Genomic DNA, 18,419 nt, shown 5'->3' with positions numbered 1-18,419 from the left:
GCCAGCGACCAGACCCGAAGGGATCGGCTCCATGGCAGTCACCATCAGCGACGTCGCACTAGCGGCCGGTGTCAGCAAGGGTGCCGTGTCCTATGCCCTCAACGGCCAGCCCGGCGTCAGTCCGGAGACCAGGGATCGCATCCTCCGGGTGGCCAAGGACCTCGGCTGGAAACCGAGCCTGCGGGCGAAGGGGCTGTCCTCAGCCAAGGCGTACGCTTTGGGCCTCGTGGTGGCCCGGGACCCGTCCCTGCTGGGAACCGACCCCTTCTTTCCGGCCTTCATTGCCGGGATCGAGACAGCGCTCGCCGAGCACGACTACACCTTGGTCCTCAGCGTCGCCACGGCGCCGGGCGCCGAGGAACGCTGCTACCGCAAGCTGGTGGACAACGGCCGCGTCGACGGCGTGATCCTCACCGACGTCCGGCACAACGACTCCCGCATCCCGCTCCTGCTTGAACTCAAGGTGCCCGCCGTTACCGTGAACCGGCCCGACGCCGGATGCCCTTTTCCGGCCGTCTCCGTGGACGAGTCAGCCGGCATCGTCGCGGCGGTTGAACATCTGGTGGGCCTCGGGCACCGCCGGATCGCGCACGTGGGCGGCGGCCAGGAATACATCCACGGCCGGAGCCGGCGCAAGGCTTGGGAGGAGGCGCTGGCCGCGGCCGGCCTTCCCGCGGACCTCTTTGCCGCTGCCGACTTCACCGCGGCTGGAGGAGCAGCCGCCACAGCCCAACTGCTCCGTCGGGAGGACCGGCCCACTGCGATCGTGTACGCCAATGACCTGATGGCCACCGCCGGGCAGTCCTATGCGCAGTCGCTGGGGCTCAGCGTCCCGGGGGACCTTTCCATCACCGGCTATGACAACGCGGAGTTCACGCAGTACCTCAACCCGCCACTCACCACCCTGGCCACCGACCCCATGCTGTGGGGGCGGGTTGCGGCCCAAGTGCTCCTGAACCAGTTGGCCGGCACGGGCCGCGGCGAGGACACGGTCCTCCCCGCACCGCGCCTGGTGGTCAGGGCCTCCACCGGGCCCGCACCAACTGACCCCGCCCTAACCCGCCCCTAGTCCGCCGCCCGGCAATAGCCTGCACGATCCCTAATTCTCATCCCGCACGAACACCAACCCTGGCACTTAACGTCAGCAAACCCCTCCCAAGGAGACGCAATGAAGCGATTTTCAACTGCCACGCGAGTAATGTCCGTGGCTGCCCTAACCATCATGGGAGTCGGCCTCGCCGGCTGCGGTGGCGGGGCCGGCGGGAGCACGGCAGCGTCCGCCACGACCGCCAAGGGTCCCATCAAGATCTGGTACTCCAACAACGAGTTCGAAGTGAAGTGGGGCAAGGACATGGTGGCCGCGTGGAACGCAGCCCACCCGGACCAGCAGGTCGATGCCCAGGAAATCCCGGCCGGAAAGAGTTCCGAGGAAGTCATCGGGGCTGCCATCACCGCGGGGAACGCCCCTTGCCTGGTCTTCAACACCGCTCCTGTGGCGGTGCCGCAATTCCAGAAGCAGGGCGGCCTCGTCGCACTGGACTCGTTCCCGGACGGTGCCCAGTACATCAAGGACCGCACCGGCGATCTCGCCGACCAGTACAAGTCCGCGGACGGCAAGATGTACCAGCTGCCGTGGAAGTCCAACCCGGTTGTCTTGTTCTACAACAAGGACCTGTTCAAGAAGGCGGGCCTGGATGCCGGGCACCCGAAGCTGGGAACCCAGGCCGAGTTCCTGGACACGGCCCGCACCCTGGTGAAGTCCGGAGCCGCGGCCAACGCCGTGTGGCCTTCGCCCTCCAGTGATTTCTTCCAGCCATGGTTCGACTTCTACCCGTTCTACGCCGCCAGCTCGGGCGGCACCACGCTGTTGAAGGATGGCAAGGCCACTTTCGACAGCGACCAGGGCAAGCAGGTCGCCACCATGTTCCAAACCCTGTACAAGGAGAACCTGGCCTCGAAGGAGGTCTATAAGGGTGACTCCTTCGCCGAGGGCAAGGCCGCCATGTCGCTGGCCGGGCCGTGGGCCGTCGCCGCTTACAAGGGCAAGGTCAACTGGGGTGCCGTGCCGGTGCCGGGCGTTCAGGCTCAGGCCAGCGGTTCCACCTTCTCTGACGCGAAGAACGTCGCGATGTACTCCGCCTGCAAAAACCAAGGCACGGCGTGGGAGGTCATGAAGTTCGCCACGAGCAAGGAACAGGACGGCAAGCTTCTCTCCGCAACCGGCCAGATGCCCATGCGCAAGGACCTCCCGGCCACGTACGCGGACTACTTCGCCAAGAACCCGGCCTATAAGCAGTTCGCGGAGCAGGCGGCCCACACTGTCGAGGTGCCGAACGTGTCCAACTCGGTGCAGATCTGGCAGACCTTCCGCGATGCCTGGGGCAAGTCCGTAATCTTCGGCAACCAGAGCATCGACGACGCGTTCAAGGGTGCTTCTGACAAAATCAACCAACTGGCAGCCCAGAAGTAGCAGGTGATTCCCCCATGTCACTCCGCTCTTCTGAAGGCAGCGCCGTAACGGGGCCGCCGGTTGGCGGAACGACGGACCAGCGGCTGGCCACCAGGAAACGCAAGAACTTCCTGGGCCGCCAGCCGCTGGGACTGTTGTTCAGTGCCCCGTACGTTATCTATGTCCTCGGCGTGCTGGCGTTTCCGCTCGGCTACGCCGTCTACATCTCCTTCCACGACTACTTCTTCACCGCTCCCGGCGTCCAGGTTGACCGCCCGTTCGTGGGCCTGGACAACTACATCACCGTCCTGTCGGATCCCGCCGTGCAGAGGTCCTTCGCAAACATCGGCGTCTTCCTGGTCATCAACGTCCCGCTGACCGTGGGCCTGTCCCTGGTCCTGGCCAACGCCCTGAACCGCGTAACGAAGCTCAAGACGTTCTTCCGGGTCAGCTACTACGTCCCGTACGTCACGGCGAGCGTCGCCGTCGTCGGCGTCTGGCTGTTCCTTTTCCAACAGAACGGCCTGGTCAACGCCGTGCTGGGGCCGCTGGCCCCGAACCCCTCGTGGCTGGTCAACTCCTGGCTCGCGATGCCGACCGTGGCGCTGTTCGTGACCTGGAAGCAGCTGGGGTTCTTCATCCTGCTGTATCTGGCCGCACTGCAGAACATCCCGGACGAGCTGTACGAGTCCGCCTCGGTGGACGGCGGCAACAAGTGGGTCCAGTTCTGGAACATCACCGTTCCCGGCGTCCGGCCGGCCAGCGTGCTGGTGACGCTGCTGGCTACCATCACCGGCGCCAACCTCTTCACCGAGCCCTACCTGCTCACCGGCGGCGGCGGCCCGGACGGCGCCTCAACCTCGCCGGTGTTCCTGATGTACCAGATGGGCATCCTGCAGGGAAACCCGGACGTGGCCGCCGCGCTGGGCGTGGTGCTGGTGATCGGCGTGCTGCTGATTGCCCTGATCCAGAAACGCCTCGTGGGCGGGAAGGAGGACTGACATGTCGACTCTCAACAAGGCAGCTGCGCCCAACGACGAAAATGACGGCGGCAGCAGCAGGGACAGCAATATCAACAGCAACAACAGCAACAACAGCAACGACAGCGACGCCGCCGGCCGTCCCGCGCGCCGCCCCGGCAGCCCCGGAATCAAAGGGTCCGTCAAGGCTTCGGGCGTGGAAAAGCGCAGGAACCTCGGCCTCGGCAGCTTCGTGCTCCTGGCCGTGGGCGCGTTCGTCTTCCTCTTCCCGTTCTACTACATGTTCATCGGCTCGCTGCAGACCTCGCCGGACACCTCGGTGGCCGGTGCATTCCCCGACCCGGCCAACATCACGGGCGCCAACTACACGAACATCAACAACTCCATCAACCTGCTCCAGGGCCTGGCCAACTCGGGTATCTTCACCGGCGGCGTCATCTTCTTCACCGTGGTCTTCGGCCTGCTGGTGGGGTACGCCCTGGCGCAGATGCACTTCCGCGGCAAGGGGTTGGTGTTCGGCATGATGCTGCTGGTGCAGATGATCCCCTTCCAGCTGCTGCTCATCCCGCTGTACGTGATGATCGTGCGGGACTACGGCCTCGCCGACACCTACCTCGGCATGATCCTGCCGTTCGCGATCAACTCCACCGCCGTGTTCGTCTTCCGCCAGTACTTCATGCAGCTGCCCTCGACCCTGTTCGAGGCGGCCCGAATTGACGGCGCCTCCGAGCTGCGGATCCTCTGGCAGATCGCCATCCCGCTGGTGAAGCCCGCGATTGTCACGGCAATCCTGCTGACCTTCATCGGGCCCTGGAACGAGTTCCTCTGGCCGTTCCTGGTCACCAAGGACCAGTCCATCCAGCCGCTCGCAGTCTCCCTGGCGAACTACATCTCCAACATCGCCGCGACTGCATCGAACCCATTCGGCGCCATCCTGGCGGGAGCATGCGTGCTCGCGGCGCCCGCCGTCGCACTCTTCATCTTCTTCCAGCGACAGTTCATTTCCACCAATATCGGCTCCAGCGTAAAGGGTTAATTCATGACCTCCCCCCAGACTTCCGCACTGCCCACTGTCCCCTTCACCCTCACCCGCGCCGGCGTCATCATGACGCCGGAACCGGGCAACGCCTTCGAGGCCGAGGGCGTGCTCAACCCCGCCAGCGGCCGCGGCCCCGACGGCGAGCTGTACCTGCTCCCGCGCCTGGTCGCCGAGGGCAACGTCTCCCGCGTGGGACTGGCCAAGGTCATCATCGAGAATGGCGTACCTACCGGCGTCGAACGCCAGGCCATCGTCCTGGCCCCAGACGAGGGTTGGGAGCGCGGACTGAACAACGCCGGCACCGAGGACCCCCGCACCACCTGGGTACCGAGCCTCGGCAAGCACCTGATGACCTACGTGGCCTACGGGCCGCTGGGCCCGCGCCTGGCCTTCGCCGACTCCGATGACCTGCGCACCTGGAACCGCCTCGGACCCTGCCATTTCGAATACCAGCCCGACCTCTCCATGGACCTGAACCTCTTCGCCAACAAGGACGCCGTGTTCTTCCCCGAACCGGTCAACGACCCCGACGGCGTGCCCTCCTACGCGATGCTGCACCGCCCCATGTGGGACCTGAGCTGGATCCGCGATGGCGAAGGCGAGCACCTGCCGGCCGGTGTCACCGACAACCGCCCCGGCATCTGGATCTCCTACGTGCCGGTCGCGGACGTCGAAAAGGACATCCGCAACCTCGTCCACATGACCAAGCACCGGCAGGTGGCCCTGAGCGAGTTCGACTTCGAGGAACTCAAGATCGGTGCCGGCCCCGCCCCCATCCGCGTAGACGAAGGCTGGCTGCTGATCCACCACGGCGTTTCGGGCGTCATCTCCAAGTCGGACTTCGCCCAGCAGCAGAACGTCAACTACACGGCCGCGGCGATGATCCTCGACGCCGATGACCCTTCCAAGGTGATCGCCCGCAGCGACAAGCCGCTCCTGGCGCCCGAAACCGAGGACGAGATGTCCGGAATCGTGCCCAACGTCGTCTTCCCGACCGCGATCGAGAAGATCGGCGAGCAGCTGTTCGTGTTCTACGGCATGGCTGATTCGAAGATCGGTGTCGCAAAGCTGGACCGCGTCTAGGGCAATACCGCGCGCCACGCAGCTTGGCCCCATCCCATCGCCATAGGAGTTAGACATGACCCGTCCCGCTGTTCATGCACGCCTGAAATCCGCCCCGGTCGCGGTCGTTGCAACGCTGTCGATGCTCCTGACCGGGGCGGGCGTAGCCTCAGCGACGCAGCCGGCCCCGGCCGCTGCGTCGCAGGCACCGCTCACCAACCTGTCCCACCTGAATTTCCTGCTCGACACCGTTCCTCTTCACGCCGTGGACGCCCACACGACGTACCAGATCGGCGAACATCCCACAGCGCAGGCACCGTGGACCTACGCCAACAAGAACGCCGACGGCAGTTACACGAGGGTAGGAGGAGGTTCCAAGGACCCGGCCACAGGCTACTGGAGCCAGGGCGCCTTCAACGCTGACGACATCGCGCGCACCGCCGTCGTCTACTTGCGCCATTGGCAGCAGACCGGTGACGCCTCAAGCCGCGATCGCGCCTTCGAGGTGCTGCGTGAGCTGACGTACCTGCAGACGTCTTCGGGTCCCAATGCCGGCAACGTGGTCCTCTGGCAGCAGGCTGATGGCACCCTGACGCCCAGTGCCAAACCGGCTGAACTTCCCGACCCCAGCGATTCGGCCGAGTCGTACTGGCTTGCCCGGACCGTGTGGGCCCTGGGAGAGGGATACGCCGCATTCAAGGCGGCCGACCCCCAGTTCGCCGCCTTCCTGCAGGACAGACTTGACCTCGCCGTCACGTCCCTGAAGAAGCAGTCCCTGGCCAAGTACGGAAAATATGACGTTGCTGACGGCGCCAAGGTCCCGGCCTGGCTGATCACCGGCGGGGCGGACGCCTCGGCCGAAGCAGTGCTCGGGCTCTCCGCCTACGCAAGGGCTGCGCCCGGAGACGGCGCTGCCGTTGCCGCGCTGCGCGAGCTCACCGAGGGTATCGCCGCGATGTCCTCGGGATCGGTTCAGCAGTGGCCGTTCGGTGCGATTCTTCCATGGAACCAGTCCCGGACCCTGTGGCACGCCTGGGGCGGCATGGCCGCGGCCGCCGTCGCAAATGCGTCTCCGCAGCTGAACCGACCCGATCTGCTGACCGCGGCGGTGAAGGACTCCGCCCAGTTCACTCCGCAACTCCTCGCCTCCGGCGGACCGGACAATGCCTGGAGTCCTGTCCCGGGTGAGGCGCAGATCGCCTACGGCGTGGACTCGCGGGTCGAAGGACTCGTAGCAACCGCCAAGGCCGCGAATGCTCCGGGCCTGCTCGACGTCGCAGCAGTGGCGGCTGGCTGGTACTTCGGCGCCAACCGCAGCGGAAAGCCCGCCTACAACCCGGCGACCGGCACCGCCATCGACGGCATCGAAACCGACGGCCGGGTCAACCCCAACTCCGGGGCTGAGTCCACCATCCACACCCTGCTCTCGATGCTCGCCCTGGACGCCAACCCGGAGCTCAAGGCCAAGGCCCTGGGCATCAGCAGCACCGTGGGGACGGACGGACTCAAGGTGGCCGAAGCGGAATCCGGAACCATCGCCGGCGGCGCAGTCGTCAAACCCGCCTCCGCGTGGACCGGTGAAGCCAACTGGTCCGGCGGCGCCTACGTTTCGCTCAACGCCGGCGGCACCCTGAAGATCCCGGTCCCCGTCTCGGACCAGGACCGCAACGTGTACCCGATCGTGAACCAGCGCCCCGACCCTGCCGGAACAACGTCATGGTCTTCCGGGCGCACTTCCCTCGGCAGCACGCCCAACGGTGGGGCAGGCGAGCAAGGCATCACGGCAGCCCCCGGCAAGCTTTTCCCGTTCTCCCTTGACCGGGCCATCCCAGTGGGCGCGGACAGCGTCGTCGCGAAGGCCGGAAGCGACGTGTCGATCGATGGCGTGCTGCTGCAGCCGCAGATTTCCTCGGTTACCGTCTCCGGCTCCGGAGGCCAATCGACGCTGTTCATCAGTGCGGCCACGGGAAGTATCGATCGAAAAGTGGACATGCCCCAAGGCTTCCATCTGAGCCAGCAAGCCTTTGATGCCTCCGGCCAGCCCGTCAAGCCAGGTCCCGACCAGAACGGGGCAGACCATTCCGGCCGAGTCACCGTAGCCCCGGGTGGGTTCACCTGGGTGACCCTGGTCCGCAACTAGTACTTATCACCACAGGAAGAATCCATGCAGAAGATCACCACCGAAGCACTGCTCCACAGTTACGAAGGAGCGCTCACTTTCAGCAATCCGCTGACGGACACCATCTCCACCGAGCAATTCTCCGCCGAGTACCCCGAACGCCCGGAATGGGCTGTGGGCCCGTTCCACAAGGACGATTCCCTCTCCTTCAAGCAAGTCCAGGACTGGGAGGATCCCACCGGCATCGGCTGGACCGCCGATTCAATCTTCAATCCGTCCATCATGGAGCGGGACGGCAAGCTGTACCTCTTCTACCGTGCATCTCCGCGCAAGGAATCGGTCTCCAGTCGCATCGGCGTGGCCGTCTTCGATCCCGAGAGCGGGTGGCGGGACAACCCTGCCAATCCGGTGATCTACCCCACCATGGACAACGAGATCCTCGGCTGCGAGGATCCCAAGGTCTACTTTGCCAATGGCCGGTACTACATGTTCTACAACGGGATCTGGACAATCGAGCCCAGCGACCAGCCGGCCGGCCAGGATTCCGACGCCTACCCCCTGGGCGATGTTGGTTGCGACATCAATGTTGCCGTATCCGATGACCTGATCCATTGGGAAAAGCTGGGCCTGGCTGTTCCGCACGAGATATCGCGGTATTGGGCCAAGGGTGCCGTCATCCCCCGCAACGGCCACGGCGAGGCGGTCAAGATCGGCGGGCACTACCTGATGTACCTGTCCGAGGGCTGCGGTGGAACCACCCACGTTGGCCGGTCCACTGACATGGTGAACTGGAGCTTTGAGCCTCAGGACTACCTGGATCTGGGACAGCTGGGCGGCTCACTGCACGAAGTGGCCTGCGCAATCGTCACCGGCGAGGACCGGGACGAACTGGTTCTGGACTTCTTCTATGCCGATGCCAACGGCGATTTCGCCGCGGCGCAGGCGCTCTATGACATCAGCCAGCCCTTCACCCAGAAAGCGGTCAACCAGGGCGGATCGCTGGCGTGGGGCGGGCTGCTCACGTTCGGCGGACGCTGGACGTTTGCCCAGGGCTGGGACGCCCCCTCCGGGTCCAGGGAAATGTACTTCTACCGCGCCGACCGCAGCTAGCACCCTTATCCGGGGTGTCCCGGGCGGCAAACAGACGTTACGGCAAACAGACGTTACATAGTTGCAACAGCCGGGACACCCCTGCGAAATCGGCCCCGAGGATACTGGAGGTACGTCCCTAGCGGACGATTTTCATGCAGGCATTGGGGAAGATCCGAAGGATGGCGCCCGTGCCCACTCCGCTCAACCAGTCCCTCGCTGACTCCGCACTGCTGACCAAATCATTGCCGCTGGGCCTGCTCCGGGCGTTTGTGCAGACGGACGCCGCCGACGACGGGCTGACCCCGCAGTTGCTGGCCGAGCTCAAGATCCTGGCCCGCACCCCCGGGCTGCTAGTGGCGTGCAATTACGGTGGCACCCTGTGCGCTGCGGAAGGAATCTCGACCGAGACCCTGCCGCTCGCCAGCGCCGCGATCGCCCTGCGTGCCCTGGCCGCCCTGCCCAACACCCACGCCGCCGTCATTTCCGGTCGGTCCCTGCGCGACCTCGCCGCGGTCTCACGCCTGCCCGCCGAGGTGCATCTGGTGGGCTCGCACGGAGCCGAGTTCGACATGGGCTATGCCCACAGCCTCTCGCTGGCCACCGAATCCGTGCTCCAGCAGGCCCACCAGGCCCTCGTCGAAACGGTCGGGGCGTACCGGGGCATCAGCATCGAGCGCAAGCCCGTCGCCGTCTCAGTCCACACACGGTCGGCCGCGCCGGACATCATTGCCCTGGCCACCCGGCAGGCATCGCACATTGCCGAGGAGATCGGGCTGCACTTCATCGTGGACGGTTCGGTGCTGGACCTTTCCGTCGTCGAACCGTCCAAGGCGACGGCCATGGAGCATCTGCGGTCCGTGCTTGGCGCCAGTGCCGCTCTTTACGCCGGTGACGCGTCCAGCGATGAGCTGGCCATGGCGACGCTGCGCGGTCCGGACATGGCGTTGCGTGTGGGGGAGGGCCCCACCCTGGCCAGCCATCGGCTCCGCGACCCGGAATCCTTCGCCCGGGTCCTGGCGATCCTGTTCGAACTGCGGCGGGCGTGGCTGTTCGGCGAGGACGCCGTGGGCCTGGAGCGGCACTCGATGATCGGCAACGGCTCGTCCACTGCCCTGATCACCCCGGACGCGAAGATCTGCTGGATGAGCCACCCGTTGCCGGACTCCGGGTCGCTGTTCGCCCATCTGCTGGGCGGCGACGCGGCCGGCCACTTCTCCGTGGAACCGGTGAACTCCTCGCAGGTCCTGGGCCAGCGCTACGTGGACAGCACCATGATCGTCGAGACCCGATGGGCAGACGTCACCGTCACGGATTATCTGGAGCCGGCCCCGGAGGGCATCACCAGCCTGGTCCGGGTGCTTTCGGGGACCGGCAGGGCCCGGATCGTGTTCGCTCCGCGTCCGGACTACGCGAATGCGCCGTTCAGCATGGAAGCCCGGGGAGCGGAGCTGCACGTGGTGGGAACCGCGGATCCGATCATCCTGCTAGCGCCCGGCGTGACCTTCTCGATCACCTCGGACGGCCGGCACGGCACCGCTGCCGGCGAGGTCGACCTGCGGGAGGGGCCCGTGGTCCTCAACCTGCGCTGCGGCGACACGGAATCCCAGCCCGCGGTGCCCGACGACGAAACCGGGCGCCGCTCCGCCGTCGCCCATCATTCCCGGCGCTGGGTCCATGAGCTGCAAATGCCGGGCGTCAAGCCGTCGCTGGTCCGCCGGTCCGCGCTGGTGCTGCGGGCCCTGGTCCACGAACCCACCGGCGCCGTGCTGGCCGCGCCCACCACCTCGCTGCCGGAGGGAATCGGCGGGACCCGGAACTGGGACTACCGGTACTGCTGGCTGCGGGACGGGTCAATGACCGTCAACGCCCTTGTGGATCTTGGCTCCACCGCGGAGGCCGAGGGGTTCCTGGCCTGGCTGACCCGGATCCTGGCCCACGCCCCTGGCCCGGAGTGGCTCCATCCGCTGTACTCGGTCACCGGGGCGCCGCTGTCCACCGAGGCCATCATCGAGAGCCTGCCCGGCTACGCGGGATCGCGGCCGGTCCGGATCGGCAATGCCGCCGACCACCAGGTGCAGCTGGACGTCTTTGGCCCGATTGCCGAGCTGATCGACGCCCTCAGCGCCCGGCTGGGGGTGCTCTCCGATGCGCACTGGGAGCTGATGGTCCAGATGGCCGCGGCCGTGCTGGCCCGATGGCATGAGGCGGACCACGGGATCTGGGAGGCCAGGCGGGCGCCGCGGCACCACGTCTATACGAAGGTGATGTGCTGGGTGGCGCTTGACCGGGCGCTGCGCACGGCGGCCCGGCACGGACGGGAACCGCTGCCGGCCTGGGAATCCACGGCGGCCATGATCCGGGAGGAAGTCCTGCGCGAAGGCTGGGACGAGACGGCGTCCTCCTATACGGTGGCGTACGACAGCCCGGACCTGGACGCCGCCGTGCTGCACATCGGTCTCTCCGGCCTGCTGGACGTCGACGACCCACGCTTCCTGTCCACCGTCACGGCGGTGGAGCGGGAACTGCGGGTGGGGCCCACCGTGTTCCGCTACCGGTACGACGACGGGCTGCCGGGCTTGGAGGGCGGCTTCCACATCTGCACCACGTGGCTGATCGAGGCCTATATCGCCGTGGGCCGGATCGAGGAGGCGTGGGACCTCTTCGACCAGCTGGTCAACCTGTTCGGGCCCACGGGGCTGCTCCCGGAGGAATACGATCCCGGTACGGAGACCCACCTGGGCAACCATCCGCAGGCGTATTCCCACCTCGGCTTCATCCGGTGCGCCCGGCTCCTGGATGAGCACCAGAAGAACTGACCAGCGACGCATCCACTGACCGGCGGCACCCTGACCGTGCCGTTTCAGGAACGGGTAGGGAGAGGTGCTACTCGCAGCCGACGCCGTCCCCGTCCCGGTCCAGCTTGCTGCTGTATCCCGGCTGGCCGGCGTGGATGGGCGCCGCGCCTGCGGCGCGGACCGCGGCGCAGTTTGCGTAGTAGACCGCAGCCGGAGGCACCGGCGCGGGCGCGGGCGCCACGTGGACCGGTGCAGGCGCGGGCACCGCTGCGGGCGCGGCCGCAGGGGCCGGCCGTGCTGGGGCCGGCCGCGCTGGTGCCGGCTGCGCCGCGGCCGGCTGGTTGGTGGGTGCCAGGGCGCCCGGGCAGTCCGAGAGGACCCGGGCCATGGCGTCGTGCTCGGCCTGGGTCACCCAGAGCCCGTAGCTGGATTTCACCGAAATTTGCCGGGCAACGTAATTGCAGCGGTAGGCCTTGTTCGGCGGCAGCCAGGTGGCGGCGTCGCCGTCGCTCTTGCTTTGGTTGGACGGACCGTCCACCGCCAGCAGGTTCAGGGGATCGTTGGCAAGGGACAGCCGCCGCGCAGGGCTGAGCTGCTGTGCGCCCTTCTGCCAGGCGTCGCTGAGGGCCACGACGTGGTCGATCTGGACCGCGGTGCTGGTGTTCTGGCCGCGCAGGAAATGGATGGTGACGGCCGTGTAGGGGTCGTTCAGGACTCCGGAGAGCACCACGCAGTTCCTGGTCCCCGGCTTGAGCGCAAGGGACTTGAGGTCGCGGCGGAGCACGTCATTGCGGGTATCGCAGCCATTGTGGTCGACGTCGGCCCAGGCCGGGCCGAACTGCAGGCGCGAATAGCCGGTCTTCGGTGCACGGCCCTTGACTGGCAGGGTCGCCAGCAGCTGGAGCGCTTTGCCGGCGAGGGCTGGCTGCTGGTGCGGGGCTCCGGTGCTGCCGACGCCGGGGGTGGCCGCGGGCCGCGGCGTAGCGGCGTGCGGGCTGGCCGAGGGAGCGGCGGCCGCCGCCGTGCCTTGGCGGACGACGCCCGTCCCGGCCGCCGGGGTGACGGACCCGGGGCTGCCGCACGCCGACGTCGCCACCAGCAGCACCCCGGCCATGCCGCGGACGATCCAGTCGACCGCACCGATCTTCCGGCGGCGGGCGCCCTGAGCCTGGACGCCGGCCGGTTGGGCGTTGCCTGATTTTGCGCTGCTTGTTTTGACGCTGCTTGTTTTGTCGCTGCTTGTTTTGACGCTGAGCAATTCTTCCCCGCTTCATGCTGTTGCCCCGGGTATCCGCGGGGCGGCTTAAGACCGGTCCCAGCCTACCGGCGCACACCCCAACGCGGGGTCACATCGCGCCCATGCCGCGGCCCGGGATGGGCGCGATCTGACCCCGCGTTGCTCCGGAACTCAGCGGAGTCCAGGGCGGGATGCGGAGAAGATGGCCGGTGCACCGCCGTCGCCGGTGGCGAGGTCGGCCAGGATTCTGCCCACGGCCGGCGTGAACTTGAATCCGTGCCCGGAGAAGCCGGCGCCGATCACCACCGGGCCGATCCGGTCCAGGATGAAGTTCTCATCCGCGGTGGTGGTGTAGGTGCAGCTGATATCGGTGAGGGAGTCGGCGTCGACCCCGGGCAGCCATTCACGGGCGTAGCGCTGCAGGGCTGCCCGCTGTCCAGGCTCCGGAGCGAAGGTCCGCCGGTCCGGGTCCACCACCGGGCCGGCCCCGTGCCATCCGGCCTTGATTCCCTCGCCCGGGGTGTGCATGCCGTAAACCGGGGAACGCCAGTAGCCGTACGCGTCCCCGCGGCCGGGCATGTGGTTGAAACCCGGCCAGCGGGCGCCGTCGTCCATGATGTCGAAGTGCGCGGGCTGTTCCTCGGTGACCGTCAGCCGGGGCAGGGGAGCGACCTTGGCGAGCAGCTTCGTGGTCCAGCCCCCGGCGGTGACCACGGCCTGCCGCGCGGAGAGCACCTCGGTCCGTCCGCCGGATTCGACCGTCAGCCGGACGCCGTCGTCGAGGACGTGCAGCTCCAGGACCCTGGCCTGATGGCGGATCTCGGCGCCGAGGCCGGCGGCGAGGCGCTGCATCGCCGGCAACGCGGCGTCCGGATTCAACTGGCCGCCGTCCGCCATGTGCAGGACGCGCGTCTCGAACCGGATGCCCCGCCAGCGCTCCGCCGCTTCTTCGACAGAGAGGAACTCCGCGCGGAGCCCGGCGGCAAGCAGTGCGCTCCGGATCTCGGGCAGCCGCGGGTCGGCGCCGTGGTTCACGACGCCGGTGCGGGCCAGCAGGAGCTCGCCGCTGTCCGCTTCGAGCCGGTTCCACGCCCGCGCGGACTCGGCCAGCATGGCGACGTAGTCCGGATCCGCGTAGCCGGGGTTGAAGTTCCTGGTGGTGCCGTGGGAGGCGCCGTTGCGGTGGCCGCGCCCGAACTGCTCCAGCAGGGTCACGTCCCGCCCGCGCCGGGCCAGCGCCCACGCCGTGGCGGAACCCATCGCGCCGCCGCCGATGACCACCGTGTCCAGGCTTGTCGTCAAGGGTCCTCCTCCGGGTTGGTGCCGGGCCGCCCAGCAGGGTCAGGTCAGCAGGGTCAGGTCAGCAGGGTCAGGCCAGCAGCAGGGCCACGCCGATCATGGCCGGCACAGCCACCACCGTAGTGATCAGGACGGTGTCCTTGGCTACTGTGACGCCCGTGCGGTAACGGCTGGCCGCGACAAACACGTTTTGGGCGGTGGGCAGCGCAGCCGTGACGACGGCAGCGAACAGCGCCTGTTCCTGCATGCCGAGGGCAAAGCGGGCAAACAGGTACGCCAGCAGCGGGTGGACGACGAGCTTGAAGAAGCTCGCCAGCAGGGTGTCCGCCCGGCGTCCGGCGGCTGCCTGCAACGGTTTGGAGCCGTTCAGGCTCATGCCGAACGCGATCAGCATGGCCGGGATGGCGGCCCCGCCGATCAAATGAATGGGTTCCAACAGCAGCGGCGGCACCTGAAAGCCGGTCCCCGCCACCACGAGCCCCAGCGCGGAGCCCACGATCATCGGGTTGCGCAGGATCATCAGCACGAAGCTCAGGGGCGTAGTGCGGTGCGAACTGGTGGTCGAGTCCAACGCCATGAGGAACAGGGGGGTGAAGAAGGCCAGCTGGAAGATGAGCAGGGGCGCCACGTAGCTCGCATCGCCGAGCACGAAGACGGCGATGGGGATGCCCAGGTTGGCCGAGTTGGCCAGGGACGCGCTCATGGATGAGATGAGGGCTTCCGGGACCGGGCGCTTGAGCACGAAGCGCACGATGCCAAAGAACAACGCCGCCGTCGTCAGGGCTCCGACCGCCGTCACGAGCAGCGGCGCGGCAAAGACGTCGTGCAGTTTCGCCTTGCTGAGTGTCTCGAACAGCAGGGCCGGGCTCGCGACGAAGAACGTCAGGGCGCTGAGGACGTTGCGGGCGTTCTCGCCCAGGATGTTGCGCCGGCCCACGAACATGCCCACCAGGATGATGGACCAGACGACGAAAAAGCCGGCCAGTACCCCTAGCACGCGGCTCTCCGCGGTGCGGCGGGAGGGCGGCGGGCAAAGGTCACCGTTACAGAGTAATCAGCTTTATTCCACAGGCTGCCCTATTACGCCCGACGGCGTGCGGGTGCGTGTCATGCGCGCACGTCAGGACATCCGCCGCACGGCAGGCGGGGGCTGCCGGGGCTAGTTGAGCGCGGCGTTGTTCAGCGAGTGCGGCGGACGCAGGAGACCCGGCGTCATTCCCTCCGCGGGGTCGTTGCCGATCTGGACAATCTTGTTGTCCTGATCCACATGGACCACCTTGGGGTTATACGCCTTCGCCTCGTCCGTGGTCATCTGGGCGTAGGTGATGAGGATGACGATGTCGTTCTCGTGCATCAGGTGGGCGGCGGCGCCGTTGATGCCGATCACGCCGGAACCGCGCTCGCCGGCAATCGTGTAGGTCTCCAGCCGGGCGCCGTTGGTGACGTCGACGATCGCCACGAGCTCCCCGGGGAGGATGTCGGCGGCCTCGAGCAGATCCAGGTCCACGGTCACGGAGCCGACATAGTGAAGGTCCGCGTGCGTGACCGTCGCGCGGTGGATCTTGGATTTGAATATTGTGCGATTCATAACTTCATCAGTCTAACGCGGGGCTACGGCGGGCGCTGTGGCCCACCGCACACTGGGCGGGCCGGTCTGCCGGGCCGCCGGGTAGCGGGGCGGACCCGTCTGGCGCGCCCGTCACACCGGCCGGTCCGCGGGGGCCGGATCAAGCGCGCCGGCCGCCGTCGCCGGAACGAGGGACGCCGCCGTGGCCGCCAGGATTTCCCGGGCCGCCAGGAGCGCCGGCCGCTTGGCACTGGACCGCCGCACCGAGGTGAAGACCGTCCGGTGCGGATCTCCGGGGAGGTCCAGGAGCTGCGCGCTGGTGCCGCGGCCGGTCCACACGAGGTCGGGCATCAGGGCCACCGCATTCCCGGATTCGATCAGCCGGATCTGGGCCTGCAGGTCGGCGGTTTCAAAGCGGACGTCGGGCTCGAACCCTGCGCTCCGGCAGGCCTGCTCGGCCCAGTGCCGGCTGGCTGCGCCGCGGGGCTCCATCACCCAGGGCAGCCCCGCGGTGTCCGCCAGGGTTCTGATGGCGGCGCGCTCCGATGCGGACGGCGGAACGGCGAGCCGGATGGCGTCGCTGGTCAGGGCCACGCGGTCAAGCTCGGAATAGTGCGGCGCGGCGTGCCCGGGGTACTGCTCGGCAATCACGAGGTCGAAGTCCCGGGCCCAGGTCTCGTGGAGGGCCGTTTCCGGTTCCCGCTGGGTCATTTCCACACGGACTTCGGGATAGCTGGCGGACATCCGGGTCAGGGTGCCTGGCATGAGCGCCAGGGCGGCGGACTGGAATACCGCGATCCGCACTGTGCCCGTGACCGTGGTCAGAGAGGCGGCCAGGTCCGCCTCTGCCTGCTCCAGGGTCTCCAGAAGGTGCGTTGTGTGCGCCACGAGGACTTCGGCCTGCGGGGTCAGCTGCACCCGGCGGCCGGTCTTGCGGAGGAGCTCCACCCCGGCCTCCTTTTCGAGCAGGGCCAGTTGCTGCGAGACCGACGACGGGCTGTACTGGAGCGCTTCGGCCACCTCGGCCAGGGTGCCCCGGATCTTCAGTTCGCGCAGCAGCCGCAAACGCCGGACGTCGAGCATCACTATTCCTTTGTGAATCTAACGGTTATTGGTTAAGAGAATTCACTTTATCTAACGCAATCGGGCTTGCATACTATTCTCACTCGGTAACCCCCATCACAGGGCGGATTGATGGGCATCACATCTACAGAGGAGGCCCTGATGGCTACATCGGATCTGGCGCGGTCGATCATGCGGCGCAAGCCCATCGATGACATCGAAGAAGAAAACAAACACAGCGGACTGCACAAGAGCCTGGGGCTCTGGCAGCTGACGGCCATCGGCGTCGGCGGCATTATCGGCGTCGGCATCTTCTCGCTGGCGGGCCTGGTGGCGCACGGCAGTGCGAGCGAACCCGGCGTCGGGCCGGCCGTCCTGGTCTCGTTCCTGATCGCGGGCCTGGCCTCCGCGGCGGCGGCGCTATCCTACGCCGAATTTGCCGGCATGATCCCGCGGGCAGGCTCGGCCTACACGTATGGCTATGTTGCCCTCGGCGAGGTGATCGGCTGGTTCATCGGCTGGGACCTGCTGCTGGAATACATCGCCATCGTGGCCGTGGTGGCCATCGGTATCTCGGGCTACTTCGATGCCTTCCTCGCCGGCATCGGCATCCATATGCCCGCGTGGATGACCGCGACGCCGGATGAGGGCACGGGCGGCATCATCAACGTGCCCGCCATCCTCGTCTGCCTGCTGGTGACCTGGATCCTCTCCCGCGGCACGAAAACCTTTGGCCGCTTCGAACTGATCGCTGTCGCCATCAAGGTGGTCCTGATCCTGTTCATCATCGGCCTGGGCATCTTCTACATCAACACCAAGAACTACGACCCCTTCATGCCCAGCGGCTTCGGTCCCGTGGTGGCCGGCTCCGCCACGGTGTTCTTTGCCGTGTTTGGCTACGACGCCATGAGTACCGCGGCGGAGGAGGCGAAAGACGGCAAGAAGAACATGCCGAAGGCGATCATCTACTCGCTGATCATCGCCATGCTGCTCTACGTGGCCGCCACCCTGGTGCTCACCGGCATGCAGCACTACACCGAGATTGACCCCAAGGCCGGCTTCGCGTCCGCGTTCAACAGCGTGGGGCTCCCCGTGATCGCGACGATCATCTCCGTGTTCGCGGTCCTGTCCATCCTCACGGTGATGCTGACCTTCCTCCTCGGCGTCACCCGCGTCTGGTTCTCGATGAGCCGCGACGGCCTGCTGCCGGGCTGGTTCTCCAAGACTGACCGGAACGGCACGCCGCAGCGCGTGACCTGGATCGCCGGCGTCGCCTCCGCCATCCTGGCCGGCGTCCTCCCGATCAAGGCCGTGGCGGACCTGACCAACATCGGCATCCTGGCCGCGTTCGTCGTCGTCTGCACATCGGTGATCGTGTTCCGCTACAGGAAGCCTGAGGCCCCGCGGACCTTCCGGCTGCCGCTGATGCCCCTCGTTCCCGCGTTCGGCGTGTTCGCCTCGCTGTTCCTGATGTTCCAGCTGCACTGGGAGACCTGGCTGCGGTTCGGCGTCTGGCTCGTGGTCGGCCTGATCATCTACTTCACCTACGGCCGCAAGAACTCGCTGATGAACCCGGACAGCCCGCGGCACGAAGAGATCGTGGAGATGCACCGCCCCCTGACCTAACCCCCGACGCTCCCTCAGTTCCGGCGGCAATCAATCGGTCGCTCCCGCAGGTCCGGCGGCAATCAACCGGACGCTCCCGCAGGTCCGGGCCA

Annotated in this window: 14 protein-coding genes; 9 read left to right on the top strand and 5 right to left on the bottom strand. The window is 67.1% G+C overall.

The annotated features are described in order from the left end of the window. Window positions 1–31: 31 nt before the first annotated feature. The 8 genes from AB4Y72_RS13965 (at window position 32) to AB4Y72_RS13930 (ending at window position 11,557) form a co-directional block, all read left to right on the top strand. Window positions 32–1,069, top strand: coding sequence for a LacI family DNA-binding transcriptional regulator (locus AB4Y72_RS13965; protein ID WP_441426755.1), 1,038 nt, complete (start codon window positions 32–34; stop codon window positions 1,067–1,069). Between the two features lie 99 nt (window positions 1,070–1,168). After that, complete coding sequence (locus AB4Y72_RS13960) at window positions 1,169–2,470, top strand: extracellular solute-binding protein (protein WP_441426754.1); 1,302 nt, start codon at window positions 1,169–1,171, stop codon at window positions 2,468–2,470. Window positions 2,471–2,484: 14 nt separating this feature from the next. Further along, complete coding sequence (locus AB4Y72_RS13955) at window positions 2,485–3,450, top strand: carbohydrate ABC transporter permease (RefSeq protein ID WP_441426753.1); 966 nt, start codon at window positions 2,485–2,487, stop codon at window positions 3,448–3,450. A 1-nt stretch (window position 3,451) separates the two neighbouring features. Continuing rightward, entirely contained in the window at window positions 3,452–4,465 is a 1,014-nt protein-coding gene (locus AB4Y72_RS13950) for a carbohydrate ABC transporter permease (RefSeq protein ID WP_441426752.1), read from the top strand. Window positions 4,466–4,468: 3 nt separating this feature from the next. Beyond that, the gene (locus tag AB4Y72_RS13945) at window positions 4,469–5,551 is read left to right on the top strand and encodes a glycoside hydrolase family 130 protein (protein ID WP_441426751.1); all 1,083 of its coding nucleotides are present in this window, start codon (window positions 4,469–4,471) and stop codon (window positions 5,549–5,551) included. Window positions 5,552–5,606: 55 nt separating this feature from the next. Then, window positions 5,607–7,670: a hypothetical protein gene (locus AB4Y72_RS13940; protein WP_441426750.1), complete on the top strand. Its 2,064-nt coding sequence runs from the start codon at window positions 5,607–5,609 to the stop codon at window positions 7,668–7,670. A gap of 24 nt (window positions 7,671–7,694) precedes the next feature. Beyond that, entirely contained in the window at window positions 7,695–8,759 is a 1,065-nt protein-coding gene (locus AB4Y72_RS13935) for a hypothetical protein (RefSeq protein ID WP_441426749.1), read from the top strand. 170 nt (window positions 8,760–8,929) lie between these two features. Then, entirely contained in the window at window positions 8,930–11,557 is a 2,628-nt protein-coding gene (locus tag AB4Y72_RS13930; RefSeq protein WP_441426748.1) for a trehalase-like domain-containing protein, read from the top strand. Between the two features lie 67 nt (window positions 11,558–11,624). Here AB4Y72_RS13930 and AB4Y72_RS13925 read toward each other — a convergent pair whose 3' ends face one another. The 5 genes from AB4Y72_RS13925 to AB4Y72_RS13905 form a co-directional block, all read right to left on the bottom strand. Beyond that, a complete protein-coding gene (locus tag AB4Y72_RS13925; protein WP_441426747.1) occupies window positions 11,625–12,794 on the bottom strand; it encodes a GmrSD restriction endonuclease domain-containing protein in 1,170 nt (389 codons plus the stop codon). A gap of 150 nt (window positions 12,795–12,944) precedes the next feature. Then, on the bottom strand, window positions 12,945–14,075 hold the full coding sequence (locus tag AB4Y72_RS13920; RefSeq protein ID WP_441426746.1) for an FAD-dependent oxidoreductase: 1,131 nt from the start codon (window positions 14,073–14,075) through the stop codon (window positions 12,945–12,947). A 67-nt stretch (window positions 14,076–14,142) separates the two neighbouring features. Beyond that, complete coding sequence (locus AB4Y72_RS13915) at window positions 14,143–15,069, bottom strand: AEC family transporter (protein WP_441426745.1); 927 nt, start codon at window positions 15,067–15,069, stop codon at window positions 14,143–14,145. Between the two features lie 162 nt (window positions 15,070–15,231). Beyond that, entirely contained in the window at window positions 15,232–15,660 is a 429-nt protein-coding gene (panD, locus tag AB4Y72_RS13910) for an aspartate 1-decarboxylase (protein WP_175460584.1), read from the bottom strand. Window positions 15,661–15,771: 111 nt separating this feature from the next. Further along, window positions 15,772–16,722, bottom strand: coding sequence for a LysR family transcriptional regulator (locus AB4Y72_RS13905; protein WP_441426744.1), 951 nt, complete (start codon window positions 16,720–16,722; stop codon window positions 15,772–15,774). A 141-nt stretch (window positions 16,723–16,863) separates the two neighbouring features. Between AB4Y72_RS13905 and AB4Y72_RS13900 the strand changes: the two genes are divergently transcribed. Continuing rightward, window positions 16,864–18,327 carry an amino acid permease gene (locus AB4Y72_RS13900; RefSeq protein WP_441426743.1) on the top strand — a complete coding sequence of 488 codons (1,464 nt, stop codon included), beginning with the start codon at window positions 16,864–16,866 and terminating at the stop codon, window positions 18,325–18,327. Window positions 18,328–18,419 lie beyond the last annotated feature (92 nt).

The organism is Arthrobacter sp. YAF34 (assembly GCF_052113245.1).
Lineage (GTDB): Bacteria > Actinomycetota > Actinomycetes > Actinomycetales > Micrococcaceae > Arthrobacter.
This window is presented reverse-complemented; position numbering and strand designations above follow the sequence as displayed.

Excerpts from the sequence above, each read along its gene's own strand:
- AB4Y72_RS13965 (WP_441426755.1), top strand. The coding sequence starts at position 32 with ATGGCAGTCACCATCAGCGACGTCGCACTAGCGGCCGGTGTCAGCAAG.
- AB4Y72_RS13960 (WP_441426754.1), top strand. The coding sequence starts at position 1,169 with ATGAAGCGATTTTCAACTGCCACGCGAGTAATGTCCGTGGCTGCCCTA.
- AB4Y72_RS13955 (WP_441426753.1), top strand. The coding sequence starts at position 2,485 with ATGTCACTCCGCTCTTCTGAAGGCAGCGCCGTAACGGGGCCGCCGGTT.
- AB4Y72_RS13950 (WP_441426752.1), top strand. The coding sequence starts at position 3,452 with ATGTCGACTCTCAACAAGGCAGCTGCGCCCAACGACGAAAATGACGGC.
- AB4Y72_RS13945 (WP_441426751.1), top strand. The coding sequence starts at position 4,469 with ATGACCTCCCCCCAGACTTCCGCACTGCCCACTGTCCCCTTCACCCTC.
- AB4Y72_RS13940 (WP_441426750.1), top strand. The coding sequence starts at position 5,607 with ATGACCCGTCCCGCTGTTCATGCACGCCTGAAATCCGCCCCGGTCGCG.
- AB4Y72_RS13935 (WP_441426749.1), top strand. The coding sequence starts at position 7,695 with ATGCAGAAGATCACCACCGAAGCACTGCTCCACAGTTACGAAGGAGCG.
- panD (WP_175460584.1), bottom strand. The coding sequence starts at position 15,660 with ATGAATCGCACAATATTCAAATCCAAGATCCACCGCGCGACGGTCACG.
- AB4Y72_RS13905 (WP_441426744.1), bottom strand. The coding sequence starts at position 16,722 with ATGCTCGACGTCCGGCGTTTGCGGCTGCTGCGCGAACTGAAGATCCGG.
- AB4Y72_RS13900 (WP_441426743.1), top strand. The coding sequence starts at position 16,864 with ATGGCTACATCGGATCTGGCGCGGTCGATCATGCGGCGCAAGCCCATC.